Origin of the sequence: Mesorhizobium sp. B2-3-10, assembly GCF_006442275.1 — a bacterium.
Taxonomy (GTDB): domain Bacteria; phylum Pseudomonadota; class Alphaproteobacteria; order Rhizobiales; family Rhizobiaceae; genus Mesorhizobium; species Mesorhizobium australicum.
Genome location: NZ_VFVT01000005.1, coordinates 534,677 through 560,444, shown reverse-complemented (window position 1 = coordinate 560,444; position 25,768 = coordinate 534,677). Strand labels below are relative to the sequence as shown.

At 63.1% G+C, this 25,768-nt stretch carries 24 protein-coding genes and 1 pseudogene; 4 read left to right on the top strand and 21 right to left on the bottom strand.

The annotated features are described in order from the left end of the window. The first annotated feature begins 110 nt into the window (after window positions 1-110). Together FJ943_RS18105 and FJ943_RS18100 are read left to right on the top strand one after the other, a co-directional pair. Window positions 111-317 (top strand): DUF680 domain-containing protein, encoded by a 207-nt coding sequence (locus FJ943_RS18105; protein WP_015314342.1) that lies wholly within the window; start codon window positions 111-113, stop codon window positions 315-317. A 70-nt stretch (window positions 318-387) separates the two neighbouring features. Next, window positions 388-636, top strand: coding sequence for a DUF680 domain-containing protein (locus FJ943_RS18100; RefSeq protein WP_015314341.1), 249 nt, complete (start codon window positions 388-390; stop codon window positions 634-636). 73 nt (window positions 637-709) lie between these two features. Here the strand turns inward: FJ943_RS18100 and ugpC are convergent, their stop codons facing one another. The 5 genes from ugpC to FJ943_RS18075 all read right to left on the bottom strand — a co-directional run bounded on the left by ugpC (window position 710) and on the right by FJ943_RS18075 (window position 7,219). Further along, complete coding sequence (ugpC, locus tag FJ943_RS18095) at window positions 710-1,822, bottom strand: sn-glycerol-3-phosphate ABC transporter ATP-binding protein UgpC (RefSeq protein WP_015314340.1); 1,113 nt, start codon at window positions 1,820-1,822, stop codon at window positions 710-712. A 29-nt stretch (window positions 1,823-1,851) separates the two neighbouring features. Then, the gene (locus tag FJ943_RS18090; RefSeq protein WP_140723458.1) at window positions 1,852-3,516 is read right to left on the bottom strand and encodes an alpha-glucosidase; all 1,665 of its coding nucleotides are present in this window, start codon (window positions 3,514-3,516) and stop codon (window positions 1,852-1,854) included. A 4-nt stretch (window positions 3,517-3,520) separates the two neighbouring features. Next, the gene (locus FJ943_RS18085; protein ID WP_015314338.1) at window positions 3,521-4,675 is read right to left on the bottom strand and encodes a carbohydrate ABC transporter permease; all 1,155 of its coding nucleotides are present in this window, start codon (window positions 4,673-4,675) and stop codon (window positions 3,521-3,523) included. A 1-nt stretch (window position 4,676) separates the two neighbouring features. Next, window positions 4,677-5,690 (bottom strand): sugar ABC transporter permease, encoded by a 1,014-nt coding sequence (locus FJ943_RS18080; protein ID WP_015314337.1) that lies wholly within the window; start codon window positions 5,688-5,690, stop codon window positions 4,677-4,679. Window positions 5,691-5,863: 173 nt separating this feature from the next. After that, window positions 5,864-7,219, bottom strand: a complete 1,356-nt coding sequence (locus FJ943_RS18075) for an ABC transporter substrate-binding protein (protein WP_015314336.1) — start codon at window positions 7,217-7,219, stop codon at window positions 5,864-5,866. A 364-nt stretch (window positions 7,220-7,583) separates the two neighbouring features. Here FJ943_RS18075 and FJ943_RS18070 point away from each other — a divergent pair, with 364 nt between their 5' ends. After that, on the top strand, window positions 7,584-8,606 hold the full coding sequence (locus FJ943_RS18070) for a substrate-binding domain-containing protein (RefSeq protein ID WP_140660091.1): 1,023 nt from the start codon (window positions 7,584-7,586) through the stop codon (window positions 8,604-8,606). A gap of 58 nt (window positions 8,607-8,664) precedes the next feature. Here FJ943_RS18070 and FJ943_RS18065 read toward each other — a convergent pair whose 3' ends face one another. Continuing rightward, a complete protein-coding gene (locus FJ943_RS18065) occupies window positions 8,665-9,573 on the bottom strand; it encodes a LysR family transcriptional regulator (RefSeq protein ID WP_140723455.1) in 909 nt (302 codons plus the stop codon). A 99-nt stretch (window positions 9,574-9,672) separates the two neighbouring features. Here FJ943_RS18065 and FJ943_RS18060 point away from each other — a divergent pair, with 99 nt between their 5' ends. Beyond that, entirely contained in the window at window positions 9,673-10,206 is a 534-nt protein-coding gene (locus FJ943_RS18060) for a hypothetical protein (RefSeq protein WP_140723452.1), read from the top strand. Here the strand turns inward: FJ943_RS18060 and FJ943_RS18055 are convergent. From FJ943_RS18055 to FJ943_RS17985, 15 genes and pseudogenes are all read right to left on the bottom strand, one after another. Further along, complete coding sequence (locus tag FJ943_RS18055) at window positions 10,178-11,617, bottom strand: S8 family serine peptidase (protein WP_140723449.1); 1,440 nt, start codon at window positions 11,615-11,617, stop codon at window positions 10,178-10,180. The two genes, FJ943_RS18060 and FJ943_RS18055, sit on opposite strands and share 29 nt — an antisense overlap. After that, window positions 11,607-12,275, bottom strand: a complete 669-nt coding sequence (locus tag FJ943_RS18050; RefSeq protein WP_140723446.1) for an anti-sigma factor — start codon at window positions 12,273-12,275, stop codon at window positions 11,607-11,609. Before FJ943_RS18050 ends, FJ943_RS18055 begins: the two co-directional genes overlap by 11 nt. Further along, window positions 12,272-12,838, bottom strand: a complete 567-nt coding sequence (locus FJ943_RS18045) for a sigma-70 family RNA polymerase sigma factor (protein ID WP_140723443.1) — start codon at window positions 12,836-12,838, stop codon at window positions 12,272-12,274. Before FJ943_RS18045 ends, FJ943_RS18050 begins: the two co-directional genes overlap by 4 nt. A 179-nt stretch (window positions 12,839-13,017) precedes the next feature. After that, window positions 13,018-13,857, bottom strand: a complete 840-nt coding sequence (locus FJ943_RS18040; protein WP_140723440.1) for an alkaline phosphatase family protein — start codon at window positions 13,855-13,857, stop codon at window positions 13,018-13,020. Between the two features lie 83 nt (window positions 13,858-13,940). After that, complete coding sequence (locus FJ943_RS18035; protein ID WP_140660084.1) at window positions 13,941-15,527, bottom strand: ABC transporter substrate-binding protein; 1,587 nt, start codon at window positions 15,525-15,527, stop codon at window positions 13,941-13,943. A gap of 223 nt (window positions 15,528-15,750) precedes the next feature. Then, window positions 15,751-17,409: an ABC transporter ATP-binding protein gene (locus tag FJ943_RS18030; protein ID WP_140615074.1), complete on the bottom strand. Its 1,659-nt coding sequence runs from the start codon at window positions 17,407-17,409 to the stop codon at window positions 15,751-15,753. Beyond that, window positions 17,406-18,230, bottom strand: a complete 825-nt coding sequence (locus FJ943_RS18025) for an ABC transporter permease (protein WP_015314327.1) — start codon at window positions 18,228-18,230, stop codon at window positions 17,406-17,408. The genes FJ943_RS18030 and FJ943_RS18025 overlap by 4 nt, the downstream gene beginning before the upstream one ends. A gap of 10 nt (window positions 18,231-18,240) precedes the next feature. Next, window positions 18,241-19,200 carry an ABC transporter permease gene (locus FJ943_RS18020; RefSeq protein ID WP_015314326.1) on the bottom strand — a complete coding sequence of 320 codons (960 nt, stop codon included), beginning with the start codon at window positions 19,198-19,200 and terminating at the stop codon, window positions 18,241-18,243. Between the two features lie 16 nt (window positions 19,201-19,216). Beyond that, entirely contained in the window at window positions 19,217-20,803 is a 1,587-nt protein-coding gene (locus FJ943_RS18015; RefSeq protein WP_015314325.1) for an ABC transporter substrate-binding protein, read from the bottom strand. A gap of 154 nt (window positions 20,804-20,957) precedes the next feature. Continuing rightward, on the bottom strand, window positions 20,958-22,943 hold the full coding sequence (locus FJ943_RS18010; RefSeq protein ID WP_140723438.1) for a CocE/NonD family hydrolase: 1,986 nt from the start codon (window positions 22,941-22,943) through the stop codon (window positions 20,958-20,960). 79 nt (window positions 22,944-23,022) lie between these two features. Next, window positions 23,023-23,379, bottom strand: coding sequence for a type II toxin-antitoxin system MqsA family antitoxin (locus tag FJ943_RS18005; RefSeq protein ID WP_246671898.1), 357 nt, complete (start codon window positions 23,377-23,379; stop codon window positions 23,023-23,025). Window positions 23,380-23,444: 65 nt separating this feature from the next. Beyond that, window positions 23,445-23,723: pseudogene (locus FJ943_RS18000) on the bottom strand (type II toxin-antitoxin system MqsR family toxin); the annotation flags it as partial. An 84-nt stretch (window positions 23,724-23,807) separates the two neighbouring features. Beyond that, a complete protein-coding gene (locus FJ943_RS17995) occupies window positions 23,808-24,401 on the bottom strand; it encodes a nucleoside deaminase (protein WP_140714386.1) in 594 nt (197 codons plus the stop codon). Further along, window positions 24,401-24,904: an ureidoglycolate lyase gene (locus tag FJ943_RS17990; RefSeq protein ID WP_140723432.1), complete on the bottom strand. Its 504-nt coding sequence runs from the start codon at window positions 24,902-24,904 to the stop codon at window positions 24,401-24,403. Before FJ943_RS17990 ends, FJ943_RS17995 begins: the two co-directional genes overlap by 1 nt. Beyond that, a complete protein-coding gene (locus tag FJ943_RS17985; RefSeq protein WP_140723429.1) occupies window positions 24,901-25,764 on the bottom strand; it encodes a bifunctional allantoicase/(S)-ureidoglycine aminohydrolase in 864 nt (287 codons plus the stop codon). Before FJ943_RS17985 ends, FJ943_RS17990 begins: the two co-directional genes overlap by 4 nt. Between the last annotated feature and the right edge of the window lie 4 nt (window positions 25,765-25,768).

Sequence of the window (25,768 nt, the reverse complement as noted above, 5' to 3'; positions counted from 1 at the left end):
CTGTCCAGCAGGGCAGCGACCGCAACCTCTTCGGCCATTAACGGCCATCCCACGGCCGGTGGGCTCTGGCCCGCCGGCAGCCGGACTTCCAAAATTCAGGAGTACCTAACATGAACAAGATCCTTATTGCTGCCGCCGCCGTTCTGGCCCTTTCTGGCAGCGCCTTCGCCGGCAGCGACAACTATGGCTCCAACGGCGCCAATCAGGCTGCTGCCGCTTCGACCGACAATTCGAATACCGCGTCGATCGGCAAGTCGGCTCCGGCCACCTCGGCGCCTGTCCAGCAGGGCAGCGACCGCAACCTCTTCGGCCATTAACGGCCATCCCACGGCCGGTGGGCTCTGGCCCGCCGGTCCGCGGGACTTCCAAAATTCAGGAGTACCTAAAATGAACAAGATCCTCATTGCCGCCGCCGCCGTTCTGGCCGTCTCCGGCAGCGCCTTCGCCGGCAGCGACAATTATGGCTCCAACGGCGTCAACCAGCCCACTGCTTCGTCGACTGTCAATGTCGATACGTCGCATACAGGTGCGATCCGCAACAGCGATTCGCCTGTCTACAAGCTGCTCAACTCGTCCGGCGACGTGCAGAAGCCGGCCCATCAGGGTGCCGATCGCAATCTCTTCGGCAACAACTAACCAGCCTGTGCAGACAAGAAGAGCGGCGGGCCAGGCCCGCCGCTCTTGTTCTTTCATTACCGGACGGCCGTCTTCAGGCCGCCTTTGCTTCCGCTTCGTGGAGGGCAAAGGAGCGACCATCCGCATCGAAGATATGGAGATCGCCGGCATTGGCGGTCAGCCGCAGCGTCGAGCCGCGCTTGACCTCGACATTGCCCGGCAGCTTGGTCACCAGCGGCAGGTCGGCCCGGCCGATATCGACATAGACCAGCTGGACCTCGCCAAGCTGTTCGAGATAATCGACGGTCCCCTCGAACAGATAATCCGCACCGCTGGCGATCGCGAGATCTTCCGGCCGTACGCCGAAGCTGACCGCCGCTCCCTTTGCCGAAGCAGGTGTCGCGATCGGCACCGTCGCCTTGCGGCCGCCGACATGGCTGACGATGGTCGGATTGCCCGTCTTGTCGACCGTCGCCGGCAGGATGTTCATGGCCGGCGAGCCGATGAACTGGGCGACGAAGAGGTTGCCGGGGTTCTTGTAGAGTTCCATGGGCGTGCCGACCTGCTCGATGTGCCCGTCCTTCAGCACGACGATGCGGTCGGCCAGCGTCATCGCCTCGACCTGGTCGTGCGTGACGTAGATCATGGTCGTGTTGGGCATCGATTCCTTGAGCTTGGCGATCTCGATGCGCGTCGCGACGCGCAATGCGGCGTCAAGGTTCGACAGCGGTTCGTCGAACAGGAACACCTTCGGATTGCGCACGATGGCGCGGCCGATGGCGACGCGCTGCCGCTGGCCGCCCGACATCGCCTTGGGCAGACGGTCGAGATATTTGGTCAGCTGCAGGATCTCGGCGGCTTGCCGAACCCTTTTGTCGATCTCGGCCTTGCTTTCCCCACCGATCTTCATCGAGAAGGCCATGTTGTCGTAGACGGTCATGTGCGGGTAGAGGGCATAGGACTGGAACACCATGGCGATGCCGCGCTTCGAGGGTGGCACGTCGTTGACCACGTGGCCGTCGATCTTGAGTTCACCCGACGTGATTTCCTCGAGCCCGGCGATCGAGCGCAGCAAGGTCGACTTGCCGCAGCCCGACGGGCCGACGAAGACTATGAACTCGCCCGATTTGATGTCGAGGTCGATGCCGTGGAGAATGTTAAGATTGCCATAGGACTTCTTCACTTGTCTCAAATTGACATCGGCCATTGGTTTCCTCCAGTGATTCCTCGGATGTTTCAGCCTATGCGTCCGAACCAGGCGCCATAGCCGCCGAGCTCGACCGACCCGGTGCTCGCCTGCCCGGAGAGCCCGTGTCCCGGCAAAGGTTGCAGGGTTCGGTTGCCGAGGTCAACCTTCGCCGGCCTTGCGCCCAGATTGAAGACGCAGACGATCTCCTCATTGCCCGACCGGCGGGTGAAGGCGACGGTGTCGCCCTGGCTTTCGATGAAGGCGATGTCCCCCTTGGCCAGCGCCGGATGGGCGCGGCGGAAAGAAAGAAAGCGCCGGTAATGCTCAAGCAGGGAGGTTTTGTCGCCTTGCTGCACGTTGACCGCCTGCGGCAGATGCTCGGCCGGTACCGGCAACCAGGGTTTTGCCTGGGAGAAGCCGCCATTCCTTGCATTGCCATCCCACACCATGGGCGTGCGGCAGCCGTCGCGGCCCTTGAATTCAGGCCAGAAACGGATGCCGTAGGGATCCTGCAGATCCTCGAAGCGCAGGTCGGCCTCGCCGAGGCCGAGTTCTTCGCCCTGGTAGATGCAGACCGAACCGCGCAGCGACATCAGCAATGCCGAGATGACCTTGAGATAGGCCGACGGGTCCGCCTCGTCGGCGGCCCAGCGCGAGGCCGGTCGCATCACGTCATGGTTGGAAAACGCCCAGCACGACCAGCCGTCGCTGGCCACCCGGCCAAAAGCTTCCAGCACCGAGCGGACCTTGGCGGCGCTGATCTTTTCCGGCGCCAGGAAGTCGAAGGAATAGCACATATGCACGCGCTTGCCGCCGGCGGTATAGGCGGCGACCACGTCCAGCCCGCGTTGCGAATCGCCGACTTCGCCGACCGCGGCGGTCGCCGGGTACTCGTCGAGCAGCGCCCGGAAGCGCTCGAGGAAGGCGAGGTTCTCCGGTCGGCTTTTGTCGTAGATATGGTCCTGGTAGTTGTAGGGATTGACCGCCGGCGCGGTCTGGTCGTTGCGCTGTTCCGGCGGCAGCGGCGGGTTGTTTTCCAGCCCCTGGCTGTGGAAGTAAAAATTGATGGTGTCGAGGCGAAAGCCGTCGACGCCGCGTTCCAGCCAGAAGCGGGTGACGTCGAGCAGCGCGTCCTGGACTTCGCGGTTGTGGAAATTGAGGTCGGGCTGCTCGGCCAGGAAATTGTGCAGGTAGTATTGCTGGCGGCTGGTGTCCCATTGCCAGGCCGAGCCGCCAAAGATCGACAGCCAGTTGTTGGGCGGCGTGCCATCGGGTCTTGCATCCGCCCAGACATACCAGTCGGCCTTGGGATTGGTGCGGCTCGAGCGGCTTTCCTTGAACCAGGGGTGGATGTCGGCGGTATGCGACAGCACCTCGTCGATCATCACCTTGAGGCCCAGTCGGTGCGCCTCCGCCGTCAGCGCATCGAAATCCGCCAGCGTACCGAACATCGGGTCGACGTCACAATAATCCGAGACGTCATAGCCGAAATCCTTCATTGGCGATTTGAAGAAAGGCGAGATCCAGATGGCGTCCGCGCCAAGGGCGGCAATGTAGGGCAGCCTGCCGATGATGCCCTTGAGGTCGCCGATGCCGTCGCCATTGGAATCCTGATAGCTGCGCGGATAGATCTGGTAGATCACCGCGCCCCGCCACCAGTCGCGGTCGATGGCGGGGTCTGGTTTCGAAGTCGCCTTCAAAGCCGATTGCATGGTCTCAACCTCCTTTCACCGAGCCGGCCAGCAGCCCGCGGACGAAATAACGCTGCAGCGAGAAGAAGACGATCAGCGGCACGATGATGGTGATGAAGGCCGATGTCGTCAGGATCTCCCAGTTGCCGCCACGCGAGCCAAGCAGCGCATTGAGCTTGGCCGTCAGCACGATCTGATCGGGCGCCGTTCCGAGGAAAACCATTGCCACCAGGAGATCGTTCCATACCCACAGGAATTGGAAGATGGCGAAGGAGGCAAGCACCGGGAAGGACAGCGGCAGCACGATCTTGACGAAGATCTCGAAATCGCTCGCGCCGTCGATGCGCGCCGATTCCATGATCTCGCGCGGCAGGCCGGCAATATAGCTTCGCAAGAGGTAGATGGCAAAGGGCAGTCCGAAGCCGGTATGCGCCAGCCAGATGCCGAGGTAGGTCTTGGACGGCACGCCGAAGAACGTGCCGACGCCATTGTAGAGCTTCAGCAGTGGAATGAGCGACATCTGCAGCGGCACCACCAGCAAGCCGATGACGACGGCGATCAGGAGCGCGCGGCCTGGAAAGCGCATCCAGGCCAGTGCGTAAGCCGCAAAGGCCGCGATCAGGATCGGGATGACGGTCGCCGGGATGGTGACCGTTAGCGAATTCATGAAGGAGCGGCCGATGCCTTCGGAAAACAGCACGGTCTGATAATTGTCGGTGGTGAATTTCGGCGGCGCCGACGAAGCGTAGTAGACGCGCTGGCCCCTGTCGCCCTCGAACGCCTTTGGCGAGGCCATGACGAAGCTGCCGTCGGCGTTGATCTGGAGGGTCACGCCGTCACCGAGATCGGCTGATGTGCCGGCAGGATACTGCGTCGGTGCCGCCGCCTTGACGCCGAAGGCGCTTATCGCGCGCTTGGCCCCGTCGCCGAAGATGTTGCCCTGGAGAACGAACTTGCCGTCCTTTTCTACCTGTGTGGAGGCGGCCGGCAGTCGCCCGGCTTCCGTCTGGCTGGAACTGGCGAAGGAATTCCACCAACCCGAGGCAATGATCTGGTCCTTGTCGCGCAGCGACGAGACGAGGATGCCGAGCGTCGGGATGGTCCAGATCACCACGAAGACGAGCACTGCGATATGGACGCCGAAACGGCTGGCGAAGGAATTTCCGGTCGCGACGGCCATCTCAGTGCCCTCCCGTCTCTTTGTTGGCCTGGCGGATGTTCCAGACCATGATCGGAATGACGGCAATCATGATGATGATGGCTATGGTCGCGCCGCGGCCGAAATCGCCGCCGCCGCGGAACATCCAGTCGAACATCAGATTGGCCAGCACCTGGCTGTTCCATTGACCGTTGGTCATGGTCAGGACGATGTCGAACACTTTCAGCACCAGGATGGTGATGGTGGTCCATACCACCGCGATGGTGCCCCAGATCTGTGGCACCATGATCTTCCAGAAGATCTGGAACGGATTGGCGCCGTCTATGACCGCGGCTTCCAGTGTTTCTTCGGGGATGCCGCGCAGCGCCGAGGACAGGATGACCATGGCGAAGCCGGTCTGGATCCAGATCAGGATGACCATCAGGAAGAAGTTGTTCCAGAACGGCAGCGATATCCAGACCTGCGGCTGGCCGCCGAAATACTGGATGATGGCGTTGAGCAGGCCGATCTGGATCTGGCCCTGGCCACGATACTCGTAGATGAACTTCCAGATCACGCTGGCGCCGACGAAGGAGATGGCCAGCGGCAGGAAGATCAGGCTCTTGGCGATCGTTCCCCACCATATTTTGTCGGTGAGCACGGCGATGATCAGGCCGAGGAAGGTGCAGGCCGCCGGCACCACCGCCAGCCACAATATGTTGTTGCGGATGGCGTTTCGCAGATCCGGATCGCGCAGCGCCCATTCATAGTTGGCGAATCCCACGAAACTCGTGCCGCCGCGATCGAAGAAGGACAGCCACAGCGTCGCGATCACCGGATAGACCAGGTAGATGGTCAGGATGATCAGCGCCGGACCCACGAACAACCAGGGCCGCACCAATCCCTGCCGGCGCAGATTGTTGACGGCGGCCGTTCCGGACACCCCGCGCGCGGGGAAGATCAGGTCAAGCAGTTTGTTGGCGCCCCAGAAATAGGCGACGCAGCCGCCGACGCCGATGATGATGACGAATATTGCCGAGAAAATCTGAGCCGCCATGGGTCCCTCTCCCTGCGCGTGACCGGCCAGCGATGCTGGCGACCAATGCGCCGACTTTCAGTTATTCGGAACAATCGAAACGCGAAGCTTCCGGCGTGCCCCGCCGGTCGGATCCGGGCCGTAGCCCGGATCCAGTAGCAAGATGAGGAAAGATCAGGTCGCGCCGGAGCGGCCTATTTGATGGCGTCCCAGCTCTTCTGGATGTCGGTGGCGACGTCCTGGGCTGACTTGCCGCCGACCAGGTCGATCATGCCAGTCCAGAACGAGCCGGCGCCGACCTTGCCGGGCATCAGGTCGGAGCCGTCGAAGCGCACCGTCGTGGCGCCGACCAGGATCTCGCCCTGCTTCTTCAGCGCATCGCTGCCATAGGCGTCCTTGTTGGCCCCCTTGAAGGGTGTGACGAAGCTCTTCTGTGCCATCCACAATTCATGCGCGAGCGGCATCTGCAGGAACTTGATGAATTCGCGCGATGCCTTGGAATCCTTGGTGATCATCACCAGCGTTCCGGCGACTTCCAGCGGCGTCCCGAGTTCCGGCTTGGCGGCGTAGGGCGGGTAGGGGAAGAAGTCCGCATCCTGGCCAAGCTTCACGCCCTCCGGGAAGAAGGAGGGGATGAACGATGCCTGATGGTGCATGTAGCACTTCGGCGGTACGGTAAAGAGGCCCTTCGGGCTGTCGCGGAAGTCGGTCGCCGCGACCGCCTTGGCGCCGCCGTCGACCATCTTGTCGTCGGTGGCGATCTTGCCGAAGATGTCGATGGCGTTGACCACGGCCGGGTCGTTGAACGGAATCTCGTTCTTCACCCACTTGTCGTAGACTTCGGGAGTCTGCGTGCGCAGCATGATGTCCTCGACCCAGTCGGTCGCCGGCCAGCCCGTCGCGCCGCCCGAACCAAGCCCGATGCACCACGGCTTGCCGCCATCGGCGATGATCTTCTTCTCGAGTTCGGCAAGTTCTTCCTGCGTCTTCGGCACCTTGTAGCCGGCTTCCTCGAAATTGTCGGGCGAGTACCAGACCAGCCCCTTCACGTCGATCTTGTAGGGAAAGGCATAGAAGCCTGGCTTGCCGTCCTTGCCGTTGTAAGTGCCGAGCTTGGCCCAGGAGTCGCCGGCGGCGTAATTCTCCTTGACCCAGGCTGCGACGTCGTCGCCGAGCGGGGTCAGCACGCCCTTGGAAGCGAGGTCCTGGATGAGGCCCGGCTGCGGCAGGACGGCGATGTTGGGCGGGCTGCCGGCCTGGGTGTCGATGACGATCTGCTGCTCGTAATTCTCGGACGAGGAATATTTGACCTCTGCGCCGGTGGCTTCGGAGAAATAATCGAGTACTGACCGGACAAGCGTCTCGTCCTCGCCACGCCACGGTCCGAAGATGGTCAGGGTCTCGCCCTTGAGGTCGACTTTCTTGAGATCCTCGTAATTCGCCCAGTTGAAGCGCTTGTCCTCGCCCGGCTTGAACTTCAGTTCGGCATGCGCGGGCGCGCTCAGGGCGAATGCGGCAGACGCAACACCCAGCAAAAGCATTTTCTTCATCGGTATTCCTCCCAGTGGGTCATACACACCGGACGGAACCTCCATTCCGCCCGCCGACGCCGCAGGACTGTGACTCAGTCGCAAGGGAACCGCAACCTTTCGAACAGTCTTCCAAAGCGCTTTGGCTTTGTTGATCTCGCCACTGAATCGGGCGGGTGTCAAGGGGGAGCAGGAACTAATCGATTTAGTCGCCGTCTGCCAGGGTCCAAAAATTTGCACCGCAACATGCTTTTTCGGCACTGCAGCAGCAATTTTCGTTTCAAACCGGGCCCCGGCACGCTTATGGTCCATGTGGAGTTGGCCACGCCCTTGTGGCGTTTGGGTCGATTCAATTTAAAAGCGCTTTGAGGCAGGGAGGCCTCTCGTGAACCTCAAGCAACTCGCGCATATGCTGGCGCTTTCCCAGACCACGGTAAGCCGGGCGCTGAACGGCTATCCCGAAGTCAACGAGGAAACCCGCAGGCGTGTCGTGGACGCAGCCAAGCGCCACGGCTATCGCCCCAATCCGAGTGCGCGCCGGCTGGCCACGGGTAAGTCCGGAATGATCGGCTATGTCCTGCCGACGGGTGCAGCCGTCGACATCGATCCCCATTTCGTCGAATTCCTGTCCGGTCTTGGCGACTATGCCCGCTCGCACGAGCTCGACCTTGTCCTGTCACCGACCGATGCCGATGACCAGGAAACGACCTACCGCCGCATCGTCGCCAACCGGCAGGTCGATGCCGTCTACATCTCTTCGCCGAGGCCGCAGGACAGGCGCGTGGCGCTGGTCAACACGCTCGGCATTCCTTTCATCGTCCATGGCCGCAGCGAGGGCCTGAATTTCGACTATCCCTTTCTCGACATCGACAATGAAGGCGCCTTCCACGAAGCCGCGCGGCTGCTCGTCCAGCTTGGCCACCGGCGGCTGGCGCTGATCAACGGCGACGACCGCGAGACCTTTGCCATCCACCGCGAGCGCGGCCTGCGCCGGGCGCTGGCCGCGAGTGGCCTGGCATTGGACGATCGCCATGTCTGCTCGCTCGTCATGACCGAGGAGAACGGCTATCGCGCCGCCCGGCGCCTGCTCGAACAGGACGACGCGCCGACGGCAATCGCCTGTTCCAGCCTGATCATGGCGCTCGGCGTCGTGCGCGCGGTGCGCGACCTTGGCCTCAGCATTCCCGGCGACGTCTCGCTGATTGCCCATGACGACGTTTTTCCCTGGCTGAAGCCGGAGAATTTTTCCGTGCCGCTGTCCACGACGCGCTCGTCGATCCGGCTGGCCGGCGCACGCATCGCCGAGCGGCTGGCGGCGCGGATATCGGGACTGGAGGAGGGCGCGCGCGGCGAGGTCTGGCCGGTCGACCTGGTGGTCAGGGGATCGGTCGCCGGCGCGCCGGCCTGACCGCTCGCCAGCGGGGTCAATTGCTGGAACGACTTCTGCGCTGCCTCTGCCCGTTGTCTCAGCCTGCGGATTTAAGATGATCGATGAAGGCGCGCAGCTTCGGCAGGACCTGGCGCTTGCCTGGATGATAGAGGAAGACGCCCGGTGTCGCGCCGGCAAAGTCCTCCAGCACCGGTTTGAGTTTTCCCTGTTCTATTGCGCCGTCGGCGACAGGCCGAGGCGTCTGCGCCAGGCCGACGCCTCGGATCGCGGCCCCCAGCAAGGTTGGATAATCATGCGCGATCAGCGGGCCCGAGACGACCGCCTCGATCGCCCCGTTGCCGTCGGCGAAGGACCAGGGTGCGACGGCGCCGTTCGCGCGGCGCAGGCGCAGGCAGGCGTGGCGGCGCAGATCGGTGATCTGTTCTGGCTGGCCGTGGCGCTCGAGATAGTCCGGGCTGCCGACGACCACGAAGGAGAAGGGCGGCGTCAGCCGCACCGCGATCATGTCGGGCGCGATGAACTGGCCCAGCCGGATGCCGGCATCGAATCCGCCGGCGGCGAGATCGACCATCTCGTCGCTGGCGGCGATCTCCAGTTCGATCTCGGGATAGGCCCGGCAGAACGACGCGATCATAGGCTCCAGGATCAGCGGCACAACCGCGCGGGGCACGGACAGTCGCAAAAGCCCGGTCGGCCGCTGGCCGACATCGCGGGCGACCTCGCCCGCGGCCATGATCTCTTCGAAGGCAGGTCCGGCGCGGTCGAGGAACCGCTGGCCAGCCTCGGTCAGGCCGACGCTTCGGGTCGTGCGGGCAAACAGGGCCGCACCGATGCGGGCTTCCAGCGCGCGCACCGCCTGGCTCACCGCGGACGGCGTCACCGCCAGTTCGGCCGCGGCACGGCGGAAGTTACGATGCCGCGCGACGGCCAGGAACACCTCGACCCCGTCCAACGCGCCGTGCCGGATTGTGTATCTCTGCTTCATAGGCTGTTCTGATTACAGCGGATGGCCGAACTATGAAAGCAGTCTTAGCTAACGGTCGAAGTGCGCGGGACCGCATGACCCCCTGTTGCGAGGAAACCCATGTCAACGCCGATGCTGTTCCAGATCCAACTCGTCCTGGGCTATGTCGCATGGCTGCTTTGCTTCGGTGCATATGGCCTGCCATGGCTGGACTCGATGGACCGGATGGCGGCGCAACGCGCCATTGCCACGCTGCACAGTTTCCGCTTCTTCGGTCTCGTGTTCCTGCTTCCGGGCGTGGTCGGCCCCAATCTGCCTGCCGGCTTCGCTATGTTCGCCGCCTATGGCGACTTCGCCACCGGGGTGCTGGCCATGCTGGCATTGCTGACGGTCAGAGTTCGCCTGCTCTTCTGGGCATTCGTCGTCGCCTTCAATGTTGTCGGAATGGCCGACCTTGTCGTCGACTATTACCACGCCATCCAGACAGACCTTCCCGAGCATGCGGAGCAGTTGGGAGCCACCTATGCGATTCCCATCATCTACGTGCCGCTGCTGATGATCACGCACATCGCCGCGTTCTGGTTCCTGCTTCGTCCCGGCAAAGCGCGGCCTGAGCCGTCGTTGGCTATTCCTTCGCCGTCCCTGCAGCCTTGATGTCCAGCAGGCCGTAGCCGAAATCATTGTCGCGCCCCTTAAGCCCGAGATCCTTCGCGGTCGCCGCAAGCGCCTTCTCGATGTCGTCGGCCGAGCGGTCGGGTGTGGCATGGATGAGGTTGGCGATGGCGCCACTGACGATTGCCGCGGCAAACGAGGTGCCCGTGACGACGTCCGAGCCGGCGCCGCTCGGCGCCACCATGTCGACGCCCGGCGCCGAGATGAACACATAGGCGCCGCGATTGGCCTGCGGCATCAGTGCATCCTTGGCGTCGGTGGCCGTCACGGCGATGACGCCGTCAAAGGCGGCCGGATAACCGTAGGGCGCCTTCGGCCCGTTATTGCCGGCCGCCGCCACCAGCACCATGCCAAGCGCCCGTGCATTGCGGCAGGCGGTGCCGAGCAGGTCGTTTTTCGGTCCGACGAAGCTCATATTGACGATGCTGACATTCTGGTCCGCCGCCCAGTCGAGCGCCGACAGGATGACGTCCATGGTCGACTTGCCGCCCTCGAAGGCGCGCGCATGGTAGATCCTGGCGCCCGGCGCCATGCCTTCCAGCGGGCCGACGCCGGCAATCAGACCGTCGATCGAAGTGCCGTGGTCGCGCTTTTCGATCGGCACGTCCGGCATGGCGTCGAACTGCGCGGCGATGACGCCGGCAAGCGCCGGATTGCTGTCGTCGATGCCGGTATCGATGACGGCGACGCGCACGTTCTCGCCGCTGGCCTGTTTGGCGTCGAGCGCGATGCGGTCGAAGGCATAGTTGACGATGCCGGCCGCCTGCTGCAGCGAGTAGATGTGGTTGGGCTCGCGGCGCCGCGTGCGGCCGTCGGCGGCAAGCTGCGCCAGCACCACGCCGACAGGGCGGCCATCGGGAATGCCGAAACGCACCAAAGTGGCGCCAAGCAGCCGGGACTGGCGCTGCGAGCGTACTTCTAGGCCGAAGGAAGCGGCGATCTGCTGCACGGCACCGGCATCGCCATCGACCGTCACCAGCACCTCGTCCGGCACGAACTCCCCGGTCACGGCGCGCCGCGACTGGACGGTGATGAGATCGGTCGGCGAGACGATCGGTCCACTGGCTGGTGGGCCGGCCTGGTTGCCCCCGGGGGAAGTCGCGGGCTCCGGCCGTGGTGCCGGCACCGGTGCAGGAGGGGCGGCCGGATTGGGGAAAAGGTCGACGATCAAGGCGGGCAGAAAAACGGCGCTGGCCTGGGCCGCACCCGACCCGCTTTTGGTGGCGCCGCCGTCCTTGACGCAGTCGGCCGCCGTTGCATTGGCCTCGTTGCTGCAATCGATTTTGGCCCGCTCGGGATTAGCCTCGTTGGTCTGCGCCGACGCAGGCACGGCGGCGATTGTCATCGCCGCCGCAAGGACAGCCGCAAATCGAATGACCGCCTCAGCCGCCATCAACAGGTTTCCTTCCCTCGATCACGGTCTCGGCGAAAGGCTGCGCGGCAACAAGGCTGCGCGCCTTCTCGTAGTCGGTGGCTGTCGTCGCCGGAATGGCGAGCCTGAAGACGCCATCGGCGGTCGGTCCGCCGATGATCTTGAGCTTGTTGGCGTCGAGGAAGACGGCAATGTCGGCCATCCTGGCGTCCGGCTTGAACTTGACCAGCGCAAACGGCAATTTGACCAGATCGTCTTGTGCGCCGGCGATCTCGAAATTGCCGCCCTTGCCGCCGGGCTGCACCAGCGACTGCACGGCGATCAAGGCCAGCAGAACCGCGGCCGCCGCCCAGGCGACGCCGACCGGCACCGCCATGAAACGGCCCCACGCCTGCGCCAGCCAGGACGATCCGGCCGGCCTGCGTGCAGGCCCGGCCTCCGCGTCCAGCGCCTTGGCGAAGCGGCTGAGCGCATCGGCCGGCGGGCGGATCGCCTCATTGGCCGCCGCCGTGCCGGAGAATTCGGCTTCCGCCTCGCCAAGCGCGGCAAGTGCCGAGGGATCGTTGGCCAGCCATTCCTCGACGGCTTCCAGATCCGAACCTTCGAGCGAGCCGTTCAGGTAGAACGGCAGCAGCGTTTCCATTTCGTCGCGGCGCGACATCTTTTCAGCGGCGCTCATGGCCACCCCCTGTCGTAACCGGCGGCCTTCAGGGCTTCGCCGAGTTTCTTGCGGGCGTAGAACATACGGGTCTTGACGGTCGCGACCGGAATGTCGAGCACCTCGGCGATCTCGATCACCGATTGGCCTTGATAATAGGCGAGATCGATCACCGTGCGGTGCTCCTCGGGCAAGGCATCAATCAGGCGGCGCAAGGCGGCGGCCTTATCCTCCTTCATGGTGACGATCTCAGGCGTGTCGGCCCTGTCGGGCACCGCGGCGGCGGCCTCGTCGTCGATCCAGTCTTCCTTCTTCTTGCGCAGCAGCGACAGCGCCTTGAAGCGGGCGATGCCGAGCAGCCATGTCGAGAGTTCGGAGCGCCCTTCGAAACCCGGCGCCTGGCGCCACAGTTCGAGAAACACCTCGTTGGCGATATCGTCAGCCATCATTTCCGATCCCGTCTGGCGCGCCACGAAGCGGTAGATCCGCGCGTGGTGACGCATGAACAGGAGCCGCACGGCGGCCCGGTCGCCCTTCGCGACCCGGTCGACAAGCGCGCGATCGGTCTCCGTCGCCGCTGTCATGGCCGGTCGAGCCGCCTGGCTCCTGTTTGCTCTGTCGCCGATCGGTCCAAAAAGGTTCATCCTCCGCCAAGGAATTTGGGAGGCTAACCGAAGAGCGGGGCGGTTGCCAGAGCATCCCTTCGCCCCGTTTACGGGGAGAAGGTGCCAGCAGGTGGATGAGGGAGGCGCCAGCCGCCCGATCAGGTGAGAAAAGCCTTCGCCTTCATCGTCGCCGGCACCGGCACGCCCAGCCGGCTCAACACCGTTGGCGCCAGTTGCAACTGGTCGAGCAGCGTGTCGGCTTCCGGCCCTTTGCCTTGTCCGAAATAATACAGCGCGAAATCCTGCATCTCGTCGTCATGGCCGCCATGGTGACCGCGGTCGGTCTGGCCATGGTCGGCGGTGACCATGACCTCATAGCCGGCTTCGATCCAGCCCGGCAGGAAGGCCGCCAGCATGCCGTCCATGGCGTAGCAGGCATGGTCCATCTCGTGGCAGTCGTGACCGAAGCGATGGCCCATCGAGTCCAGCGTGCAGGTGTGCAGGATGCCGTAGTCGATGCCGTGGCGCTGGGTGAGCATGGTCAGCGTCGCGAACAGGTCGACATCGCTCGGCGTCATCTGGTTCTTGATATTGTAGCCGGTCATGGTGTGGAAGCGGCCATGCGTGATCGGTCCGCCGGGCTCGTCATATTCCATGTCCTCGACGAGGTCGAAGGGATAGGAACGGAAGAATTCAGACCAGTAGGAATGGGTAACCGCGCCGGTCCTGCCGCCGGCCTTGCTGACTTCCGAGAAGATATCGGGCTGTCCGACGCGAAACCGGTTTTCGTTGGACAGGATCCCGTGCACCTGCGGCGAAACGCCGGTGTGGATCGAGGCATAGCAGCAGGCCGAGGTCGACGGCAGCACCGAGCGCATCTTCCACACCCGCGCCTCGCCCGATTGCACCCAACCCTCGAGATTGCCCATCAGCCGGCGCCAGTTGCGGTAGGGAACGCCATCGAGGATGATCAGCAGAAGCTTGGATTGGATCGCCACCGGTTACTCCACGCGATTGTCTGTTGAAACGAGTGCGCCGCGTGTCGTTGGGACACGCGGCGCTTTTCAATATGAGACAGATGTCAGGCGTTCAGCCAGCATTCTCCCAGCGCGTACCCATCCATCATTTCGCCGATCGGGTTCTTGACCCAGCCGCTGATCTTGTTGGTGGCGGCCGCGTCGATGAACTGGTTGAAGAAGGGCACGATCAGGCCCCCTTCGTCGCGCATCATGACCGCCATGTCGTGGTAGATCGCCTTACGCTTGTCCTGGTCGAGCTCGCCGCGCGCGGTGAACAGCATCTTGTCGAATTCCGGCCGCTTGAAGCGCGTGTCGTTCCAGTCGGCTGTCGAGACGTAACCGGTGGAATACATCTGATCCTGCGTGGCGCGGCCGCCCCAATAGGAGAGCGAGAAGGGCTTCTTGTTCCACACCTCGGACCAGTAGCCATCGCCGGGCTCGCGCTTGATCTCGATCTTGATCCCGGCTTTGGCCGCACTCTGCTGATAGAGCTGGGCGGCGTCGACGGCGCCGGGGAAGGCGACATCGGAGGTACGCAGCAGGACCGAGCCGCTATGGCCCGACTTCTTGTAGAGGGCGGCGGCTTTTTCCGGATCGAATTTGCGCTGCTCGATGGCGGTAAACAGCGGGTAGGCTTCGTTGATCGGGAAGTCGTTGCCCACCGAGCCGTAGCCGCGCAGGATCTTCTCCAGCATTTCCTCGCGGTCCATGGCGAGCTTGAGCGCCATACGCAGATCGTTGCTGTCGAAGGGTGCGGTGTCGCAGAACATGTTGAACGGGTAGTAGCCCTTGCCAGACACGTTCTCTATGCTTACGCCGGCAATGCGCTTGACCAGATCGACAACCTTCGGTTCGACGCGGTTGATCATGTGGACCTGACCGCCCTGGAGGGCAGCGAGACGCGCCGTCGCGTCGTTGATGACGACGATCTCGACCTGGTCGGCATGGCCGGCCTTGTCGCCCTGCCAGTAGTTGGCAAAGCGTTCGCCGCCATGGCGCACGCCCGGCTGGTTGACGGTGACCTTGTAGGGACCGGCGCTGATGCCGGCATTCGGGTTGTCCTTGCCGCCATTCGGCTGGATGACGAGATGGTAGTCGGCCATCAGATAGGGGAAGTCGGCGTCTGCATCGCCGAGCGTGACGATCACTTCCTTGCCGCTCGCCTTGACGCCCTTGATGTTCTTGAGGATACCGAGCGCGCCCGACTTCGACTTCTCGTCGGCATGGCGCTCGATGGTGGCGGCAACGTCTTCGGCGTTTACCGTCTTGCCATTGTGGAATTCGATGCCGTCACGGACCTTGATCGTCCACGTCTTGGCGTCCTTGGAAGCGCCGATGTCTTCGGCGATCAGGTTTACCAGCTTGTTGTCTGGGCTTAGCCGGGCAAGATACTCGCCCCACTGCTTGCTGAAACTGTAGGTGACCTGGCTGAGGTTCAGGGCAGGGTCGAGGCTGTTGGTCGATTCACCGCCCTGCAGGCCGGCCTTGATGATGCCGCCCTTGACCGGGCTCTGCGCGAAGGCCCTCCCGGCCAGCGTCGTTGCCAGCGCGGCGGACACGCCGAGCGCCGCGGTGCGGCCAAGAAAATCGCGACGCGATATACGGCCCTGGCCAGCGAGATCGGCGAGATGATCGAGTTCAGTCTTCATGTCCTACCCCTTGTTGAAAACAACGCGGCACCAGTGGCGCCCGTCCAAAGGACGTGTGGCGCCCTAGTGTTGCATGCGGATGACGGCCGCCATCTCCCCTGGTTGGCGGATCGCTGGGTGCCTAGAGCAATTCCAGGAAAAGTGTGAACGGTTTTTCCATCCGGAATTGCATAAAAACAAAGAGATAGAGCAGTTCACCGTTCCCGTGAAACCGTGAACTGCGCTAGTTCCCGGCGCTGGCCATGCGCCGCCCCTTGATCGCCTTTTCCAGCCAGCCGATCTCCATCTCCGGGACCGATGACAAGAGAAGGTCGGTGTAGTCGTCGAAGGGGGGCGTCAGCACCTTGCTTTTCGAACCATAGCGCACCACCTCGCCGCGATACATCACAGCGATCGAATCGGCGATCGACTTCACCGTCGCCAGATCGTGGGTGATGAACAGATAGGCGACGTTCTCCTCTTTCTGCAGTTCAAGCAGAAGCTTCAGGATGCCGTGCGCCACCAAGGGGTCAAGCGCCGAGGTCACCTCGTCGCAGATGATCAGCTTGGGTTTTGCCGCGAGCGAGCGGGCGATGCAGACACGCTGTTTCTGGCCGCCGGAAAGCTCGGCCGGGTAACGGTCGACGAAGCCCTTGCCCATTTCGATCTTGTCGAGCAGTTCGGCGACGCGGGCATCGCGCTGTTTGCCGCGCATGCCGAAATAGAATTCGAGCGGCCGGCCGATGATGGTGCCGACGGTCTGGCGCGGGTTCATCGCCACGTCGGCCATCTGATAGATCATCTGCAGCTGGCGCAAATCCTCCTTCGGCCGGTCGGCAAGCCGGTTGGCCAACGGGCGTCCGTCGAACGTGACGGTGCCCTGCTCGGGTGGCAAAAGTCCGGTTATGGCGCGCGCCAGCGTCGATTTTCCGGAGCCGGATTCGCCAACCACGGCCAATGTCTGGCCGGGGTAAATATCGACCGAGACGTTCTTCAGCACCTTGACCTGGCCGCCGCCATAGGCAGCGGTGACGTTCTTGACCGACAGGAACGGCGTGGTGCCGGGGTTCTGCTCGGCATGTTCGATCTCGTGCACCGAAACCAGGGCGTTGGTGTATTCCTGGCGCGGTTCCTTGATGATCTGGCGGGTGCCGCCCCATTCGACCAGCCGGCCATGGCGCAGCACCATGATCTCGTCCGAGACCTGGGCAACGACGGCCAAATCGTGCGTGATATAGAGCGCCGCCACATGGGTGTCGCGGATGGCATCCTTGATCGCCGCCAGCACGTCGATCTGGGTTGTCACGTCGAGCGCCGTGGTCGGTTCATCGAAGACGATCAGGTCAGGCTCCGAGCACAGCGCCATCGCCGTCATGACGCGCTGCAGCTGGCCGCCCGACACCTGGTGCGGAAAGCGTTCGCCGATGGCTTCCGGGTTCGGCAGGCTGAGCTTCTTGAACAGCGCGATCGCGCGTTTCTCGGCCTCCGCCCGTGTCGCCGTCCCGTGCAGCAGCGTGGCTTCCACCACCTGGTCCATCAGCCTGTGCGCCGGGTTGAAAGCGGCCGCCGCCGACTGCGCGACATAGCAGACCTCGCGGCCACGCAGCTTGCGGAAACCTTCCTTGCCGCCCTTCAGGATGTCGCGGCCGTTGAGCAGCACCTCGCCACCGGTGATGCGCACGCCGCCACGGCCATAGCCCATGGACGACAGGCCGATGGTCGACTTGCCGGCTCCGGATTCGCCGATCAGGCCGAGCACCTTGCCCTTCTCCAGCGTCAGCGAGACGTCGTGCACGAGCACGATATTCTTCGGCGCCTCACCTGGCGGATAGACCGTCGCCTCGATGCGCAAATTGCGGATATCGAGCAGAGGGGTGGACTTTGCCTTCACGTCGGCCGTCATCCGCGTCCTCCCTTCAGGCTTGTCGTGCGGTTCAGCACCCAGTCGGCCACAAGATTGACCGAGATCGCCAGTGCTGCGATCGCGGCCGCGGGAATGAGCGCGGCGCCTATGCCGAACACGATGCCGTCCTTGTTCTCCTTCACCATGCCGCCCCAGTCGGCGTCCGGCGGCTGCACGCCGAGGCCGAGAAAGGACAACGTCGACAGGAACAGCACCGCATAGATGAAGCGCAGGCCGAGCTCGGAGATCAGCGGCGACAGCGCGTTGGGCAGGATTTCGCGGAAGATGATCCAGGCGCTGCCTTCGCCGCGCAGCTTGGCGGCCTCGACATAGTCCATGACGTTGATATCGACGGCGACCGCGCGCGACAGGCGATAGACGCGCGTCGAGTCGAGAATGCCCATCACCAGGATCAGCGTCACCAGGTTGGTTGGCAGCACCGAGAGCACCACCAGGCCCATGATCAATGTCGGGATCGACATCAGGAGATCGACGAGGCGCGACAGGATCGTATCGAACCAGCCGCCGAACACGGCCGCCGAAAAGCCAAGTATGGCGCCGAGCGAGAACGACAGCGCGGTGGCCAGCACGGCGATAAACAAGGTGATGCGGGCGCCATAGATCATCCGGGACAGCAAATCGCGGCCGAGATTGTCGGTGCCCAGCCAATGCGCCGCCGATATCGGCTCCCAGACATCGCCGACAATTTCGGCGTTGTCATGGGGTGAGATCCAGGGCGCGAAGATCGCCGCCAGCACGAACAGTGCCGTCAGGACAATGCCGATCAGCGCGGGGATGGGGATGCGTTTGATATCGAGCATATCAGCCCCCCTATTTCGGATGGCGGAGACGCGGATTGGCGACGATCGCCGCTATGTCCGCGATGATGTTGAGACTGATGTAGACGGCGGCGAAGATCAGGCCGACGGCCTGTACCACTGGCACATCACGCTTGGTGACGTGATCGACGAGATATTGCCCCATGCCGGGATAGACGAAAATCACCTCGACCACGACGACGCCGACAATGAGATAGGCGAGGTTGAGCATGACGACGTTGATGATCGGCGCGATGGCATTGGGGAAGGCGTGCTTGCGGATGACGTTGAACGCCGACAGGCCTTTCAGTTCAGCCGTCTCGACATAGGCCGACTGCATGACATTGAGGATCGCCGCTCGCGTCATGCGCATCATGTGGGCGAGCACCACCAGTGTCAGCGCCGTCGCCGGCAGCGCGATCGCCTGCATCCGCTCACCGAAGGGCATGCCTTCGTAGACGGTCGAGATGCCGGGAAAGATCTGCCACTTCACGGCGAAGAAATAGACCAGCACATAGCCGATGAAGAATTCGGGGAAGGAGGTCGAGGCCAGTGCCAGCCCGGAGATCAGCTTGTCGACCCAGCCATTGCGGTAGCGCACCGCGATCAGGCCCAGGATGATGGCCAGCGGTACGGCCACGATCGCCGCCCAGAAGGCGAGGAACAGTGTGTTCCACAGGCGCGACTTGATCGAGGTCGCGATATCCTGCCCGCTCGACATCGCCGTGCCGAGGTCGCCGGTCAAAACGCCGCCGAGCCAGTGGAAATACCTGACATAGGCGGGGTCGTTCAGCCCGAGCTGCTCACGCAGATTGGCGAGCGATTCCGGCGTCGCGGATTGTCCCAGAATGGCTTGCGCGACATCGCCTGGCAGAATCTGCGTGCCGGCGAAGATCAGGACCGAGATGGCCAACAGAAGGAGGATGCCCAGCGCAATGCGCTGGGCAATGAGTTTCAGGATGGGTGAAGACATCTCTGCAAAGCCGGACTCAGGCCTGCAGCCAGCACTTCGCCAGGGCGTAGCCGTTCATCAGTTCCTGGTGCGGATCATCCACCCAGCCATCGACCTTGGCGCCGGTGGCGTCGATGAACTGGTTGAACATCGGCAGGATCAGGCCGCCGTCGTCGCGGACCATGACAGCCATGTCATGGTACATCTGCTTGCGCTTGGCCTCGTCGAGTTCGGCGCGCGCCGCCAGCACCATCTTGTCGAAATCCGGGCGCTTGAAACGCGTGTCGTTCCAGTCTGCCGTCGACAGATAGGCGGTCGAATACATCTGGTCCTGCGTCGAGCGGCCGCCCCAATAGGAGGCGCAGAAGGGCTGCTTGTTCCAGACCTCGTTCCAGTAGCCGTCGCCGGGCTCTCGCTTGAGCTCGATCTTGATGCCGGCCTTGGCCGCGCTCTGCTGGAACAGCTGGGACGCATCCACGGCGCCGGGGAAAGCCACGTCCGAGGTCCTGAGCAGCACGGTGCCGTCATGGCCTGATTTCTTGTAGTGGAACTTGGCCTTGTCGGGATCGTACTTGCGCTGCTCGATCTCGCTGAACAGCGGATAGGACGCGTTGATCGGGAAGTCGTTGCCGAGCGAGCCGTAGCCGCGCAGCACCTTGGTCAGCATCTCCTCGCGGTCGATCGCCAGCTTCAGCGCCATCCTGAGGTCGTTGTTGTCGAACGGCGCCGTGTTGCAATGCATGATGAACACGTAGTGGCCGGGACCGGCGTGGTTGCGGATGGTCACGCCCGGCACGCGCTTGATCAGGTCGACGATCTTCGGCTCGACGCGGTTGATCATGTTGACCTGGCCGCCCTGCAGCGCTGCCGTGCGGGCGGTCGCGTCATTGATGACGATGACCTCGATCTGGTCGGCATGGCCCATCTTGTCGCCCTGCCAGTAATTGGCGAAGCGCTCGCCGCCATGGCGCACGCCAGGCTCGTTGGTCTTGACCACGTATGGCCCTGCCGAGATGCCGGCATCGGGCTTGTCCTTGCCGCCATTGGGCTGGACGATCAGGTGATAGTCGCTGAGCAAATAGGGAAGGTCGGCATTGGCCTCCTTCAGCGTCAGCACCACTTCCTTGCCGCTGGCCTTGATGGTGTCGATGCCCTTCATGTAGCCGAGCGCGCCGGATTTCGACTTCTCGTCCGAATGGCGCTCCAGCGTGGCGGCCACGTCCTCCGCGGTCACGGTCTTGCCGTTGTGGAATTCGACGCCGTCGCGGATCTTCAGCGTCCAGGTCTTGGCGTCCTTGGACGAGCCGATGTCTTCAGCGATGCGGTTCTCGAGCTTGCCTTCCGGCGACAGCTCGACGATCATTTCGCCCCAGCACTTGCCGAAGGCGAACGGCACCTGCGTCATCATCAGCGCCGGGTCCAGGCTGTTGGTGGATTCACCGCCGACCAGGCCGGCCTTCAGCGTACCGCCCTTGACCGGACCGGCCGCCCGCGCCGCGCTCGAAAGCAGCGCGTTGGCGAAGGGCGCGGCGATGCCGAGCGCTGCCGCCCGACCGAGAAAATCACGACGGCTCAGTTTGCCGGACGCAACGCGCCGGCTAAGGAATTCCAGTTCGTTTGACATTTGAGTTCCTCACTCTGTTGGTTCGACTCTGCGGTCGATTTTCTTGCTTCTTGTTAAGGGGAATAATGACCGCAAGGGAAAGCGGTAAGCAAGACCGAATGCGACATGCCGTGGCGTAAATCGCACGTCGCATTTGGATCAATGATTTCTGCGCTCAAACAAGCGCACGCGGGACCTTTTCGTCGAAATCGCGCTCGAAGACGAGTTTTTCGCCCTCATAGGCTTCGATTCGGGCGCTGACAATGAAGTTTTGCGTGTCCGACAGCATCTGCGCCCATGTCTCGGTACGGACCGACCATCCATTTCGCGACAGGGTCTGCGTCCAGTGTGTCTTTCCCGAGGCTGACAGGGGATCGTCAGGTTGGATGGTCCAGGTTTCGCGGGCAATGCTGCCGTTGACCAGTCCGTGGTCGAGATCGCGCACTTCGCCGAAGTCGTCCGTTATCGACAGCGTGACAATCCCGGTCTTTTCGTCGCGGTCGACATGGCGTTCGGAATTGGCGGGCCGAACCGTCTCGGTCGCCCACGGCGTAGCACCTTCCGGCTCGGCGAAAACGGCTTCGTCGCCTGTTGCCAGCAGGCGCAACGGCACCGATAGCGTGGCCGCCGACACGGTCAGTCGTACCGGCTCGGGCGAGGGCCAGATAGCGGGCCAGTAGGCGGTCGAAACGGCGACGCGCAGACGATGGCCGGCCGGCACGCGGTAGGCGCATTGATCGAGCACGACACGGACCGAAACCGTCTCCCCGGGGACCAGCGCCTCGGGGAATTCATGCGAGCTGCGGTGCGTCAGATTGAGCACGCCATAGGAGATCAGTTCCGAGGCGCCATCGGGATGCACGTCGCAGAGCCGGACAGCGATGTTGGCCTGGGGCCGATCCGAGGCAAGCTGGACCTCAAGCTCCGGCGCGCCGACGATCTCGATCGGTTTGGTGAGCTCAGGCTGGTCGAAACAGGCCGACAGCCCATCATCAGGACGCTGATCGCCCGGCAGTTCCGGTCCGAAGGTGAACGGAAAGTATTCGCCGCCGGCAAGCCCACAGGTTTGCGGCGAAGCGACGGTTGAAGGCCCTGCACCCGGAGCCATGAGCTCGAGCGCTTCAATCGTTATGTTGGACGATGGCCATTCCTGCTCGGCTATCCAGCGGCCGGGCCGCTCCGGATGCCAGCGCGCGGGACGCACGCTGTCCATCACATAGGCGCGGTAGTCGGGATCGGCCTCGACGCCGGTCTCGGCGCCCTTCAGCCAGCGGTCCCACCAGCGCAGCGCTTCCTGGAGGAAGCCGATGGCTGGCTTGGGGCCGGCATAGTGCGGGTATTTGTGGATCCACGGTCCGACGATGCCCTTGACCGGTGCCTCGATGTTGGTGACGAGGTGCGAGATCGTGTTGCGGTAGCCGTCGTGCCAGCCGCCGATCGACAGCACAGCCGCCTTGACGGCCGAAAAATCCTCGCAAATCGAACCGCGCTTCCAATAGGCGTCGCGATGCTGGTGGCTGAGCCACAGCGGCGCCATGAAGGCCAGGTTCTCCAGCCGGGTCATCCAGAGGTCGCGCCATCTGTTATCGCCGGCAATCAGCGGATCCGGCGGCCGCGACGAATAGGAGAGCATGGTCGAGGCCCAGCCGAAATTTTCGTTCAAAAGGCAGCCGCCCTTGTAGTGGATGTCGTCGGCATAGCGGTCGACGGTCGAGCACAGGCTGATCACCGCCTTGAGCGCCGGCGGCTGTTTGGCCGCCACCTGCAGGCAGTTGAAGCCGCCCCAGGAAATACCCATCATGCCGACATTGCCATTGCACCAGGGCTGGGCCGCCGCCCAGGCGATGACATCGCAGGCGTCCTGCAGTTCCTGCTCGGAATATTCGTCGTCCATCAGCCCTTCGGAATCGCCATTGCCGCGCATGTCGACGCGGATCGAGGCATAGCCGTGGCCGGCGAAATAGGGATGGGTAAGCTGATCGCGAAAGATCGTGCCGTCGCGCTTGCGGTAGGGCAGGTGTTCGAGGATGGCAGGCACCGGATCGTCGCCCGCGTCCTCCGGCATCCACACCCGAGCCGACAGCCGGCAGCCATCGGGCATGACGATGCCCATATCGGGAAATTCGACGACCTTGCGGGGAAATTCGGTGATGATTTTCATGGCAGGCATAACGCTCCGCGGCACGAGAACTTTCAATCGCCATTCGCGACTGGAGCAGCGAAATATGCGACCTGTGCCGCTACCGCAATTCGTCGAGCAGTTCGGGATGTTTCTCCAGCAATGTCATCAATTGAATGGTCGGGCCACTCGGTTCGATCAAGCCTCTTTCATACTTGTCGAAGGCGTTCTCGCCGACCTTGAACAAGGATCCGGCCTCGCGCTGCGACAGCTTGAGCTTCGTGCGCATGCGGCGGATGGTTGACGGGGCCGGCACGCCGTCGATCTTCTCCTTGAGCGCGCGCAACCCGGCATCAACGGCGGCCATGTCGTCGCCGACATGCACACCCTCGCCATCCGATAGAGGATAGTAGCCGGGCAGGTCGACGATCATGCTCTCGCCCTTATAGGTCACGGTGAATGGACGGACTCCGCGCATCAACGTTTCTCCGGTTTCGGGGGAGACCATCCTATTCGTTTCACTGCTCTCCCTTATCGCCATGGTCATGTCTCCTTGAATGACATGATCGTGAATTCGGTCACGACATCCGCCTGGAATTTCACATAGAGAAGCATGTCACGCGCTGGCACGTGATAGACATCCTGCCACACTCGATGATCCGCGAAAGTCGTCATCGACTTTACAAACATCTTCCGCGTCGTGCTGTCGATCACCTCGATCAAACCGGCGCGATCGAAGCCCAGCCCAACAGCATCCCGCAGTGCGGACGTTGTGATCGCCAGCGTGTCGACAGACCCAAATGTCGTCTTGATTGCATCAAGATCGTAAGTGGGTCAGCGTTTATCCATAATCCAGTATGCCCCCATAAAGGGGGTAACACAAGCGGCGATTGTTGAGACGGAAGCTCAGTTCAGCGGAATGTCGTTCTCAGCCTTGCTCGCCTGGTAGTCGCCCGACAATTCGTCGTAGCGCGCCGAGATTTTCCCGATCCGCTCCTCCAGCCGCTGGCGTTCGGCCCCGGCCAGCGCCCTCACCAACCTGCGGATCGAAAAACTTTTCCAATAGGCGTTCTCGGCATTGTAGCCGCCGGGGTCGAGGGTGAAGACCTCTTTCAGAATTTTGAGATCATGCGGGATGGCAAAACTGTCACGCGAATCCTCGTGGCTGAACAAATAGTAGAAGTTGTCAAAGCCGGCCCAGGTGATCGCCGACAGGCAGAGCGAGCAGGGCTCGTGTGTGGCGAGAAAGATGGCGTCCTTGGTGTCGACGCGCTCGGCCCTGGGCATCTCGTAAAAGCGCTTCAGGCAATGCACCTCGCCATGCCAGAGCGGGTTTTCCATCTCGTTGTTGGTCTCGGCCAGTACCAGCGAATAGTTGTCCTTGCGCAGGATCGCCGCGCCGAACAGCTTGTTGCCGTGGGCGACGCCTTCTGCCGTCTTCGGCACGATATCGTGCTCGATGACGTCGAGCAGGCGGTCGATCAGCGAGATGTCGGTCATCACAAGCTCTCGTCGGGGAGGTGGATTTCGTAGGCGTGCGAGAAGTGGAATTCCTCGAGGTTGGAGCCGTCGCCGCCACGGTCGACGATCAAAAAGTCCTGAGGCTCTCCGAGCGGCGTCAGCACGCCGTGCCAGAGATTGCGGAAGTAGTTGATGCCTTGCCCCGGTGCGGTGACGAAGGCATGAGGCTCGCCAGGCCCGTCCTTGCCGTCAGGGCAGACGACGACCAGGAACGGACGCGGCGACAGCGGTATGAAGGCCTGGCTGCCCAAGGGGTGGCGCTCCACCATGGTCAGCTTCAGCGGCATGTCATAGGGCGTGCCGCGCACCATCGAGATCAGCACGCGCGCATTCGGCCCCGTGGCTTGCGCGGTGGCGAGGTCATGGTAGCGCTCGGCCTTGCCGCCATTGATCGGATAGTGGTTGTCGCCGCCCATGTCGATGACATCGCCGAATTCGGCAAAGGCCTCACGGGTCAGCGGCCGCGCGACAATGCGGCTCATGACGTCCGCTTCGCGATGCCGGCCCCGCCGAGCTTGGCGTGCCGGTTGACGTCCTTGTAGAGCAGATAGCGGAATTTGCCGGGGCCGCCGGCATAGCAGGCCTGCGGGCAGAAGGCGCGCAGCCACATATAGTCGCCGGCCTCGACCTCGACCCAGTCCTGGTTGAGCCGATAGACAGCCTTGCCTTCGAGCACATAGAGCCCGTGTTCCATGACATGCGTCTCGGCGAAGGGAATGACCGCGCCGGGCTCGAGCGTGACGATGGTCATGTGCATGTCATGGCGCAGATCGGCGGGATCGACGAACCGCGTCGTTGCCCAGCGGCCCTCGGTGCCGGGCATCGGCGTCGGCGCGATCTCCTGTTCGTTGGTGAAGAAGGCCTCGGGAATCTCGAGGCCATCGACGACTTCATAAGCCTTGCGTATCCAGTGGAAGCGGACAGCCGCCTTGCCTTCGTTGCGGACTGTCCAGCCGCTGGCCGGCGGCAGGAAGGCAAAACCGCCGGGGCGCAACACATGTTTCATGCCGTCGAGCAGAACCGTCAGTTCGCCCTCGACCACGAACAGGGCGCCTTCGGCGCCGGCATCGGGCTCCGGCCGCTCGCTGCCGCCGCCTGGCGCGACCTCGACGATGTATTGCGAAAACGTCTCGGCGAAGCCGGACAGCGGCCGCGACAGGATCCAGACACGGGTCTTGTCCCAGAACGGCAGGGCGCTGGTGACGATGTCCTGCATCACGCCCTTGGGGATGACCGCATAGGCCTCGGTAAAGACGGCGCGGCCGGTCAGAAGTTCGCTCTGGCCGGAATGGCCGCCCTTTGGGGCATAATAGGTTCGCTCGGGCATCCTGATCGTATCCATGGGT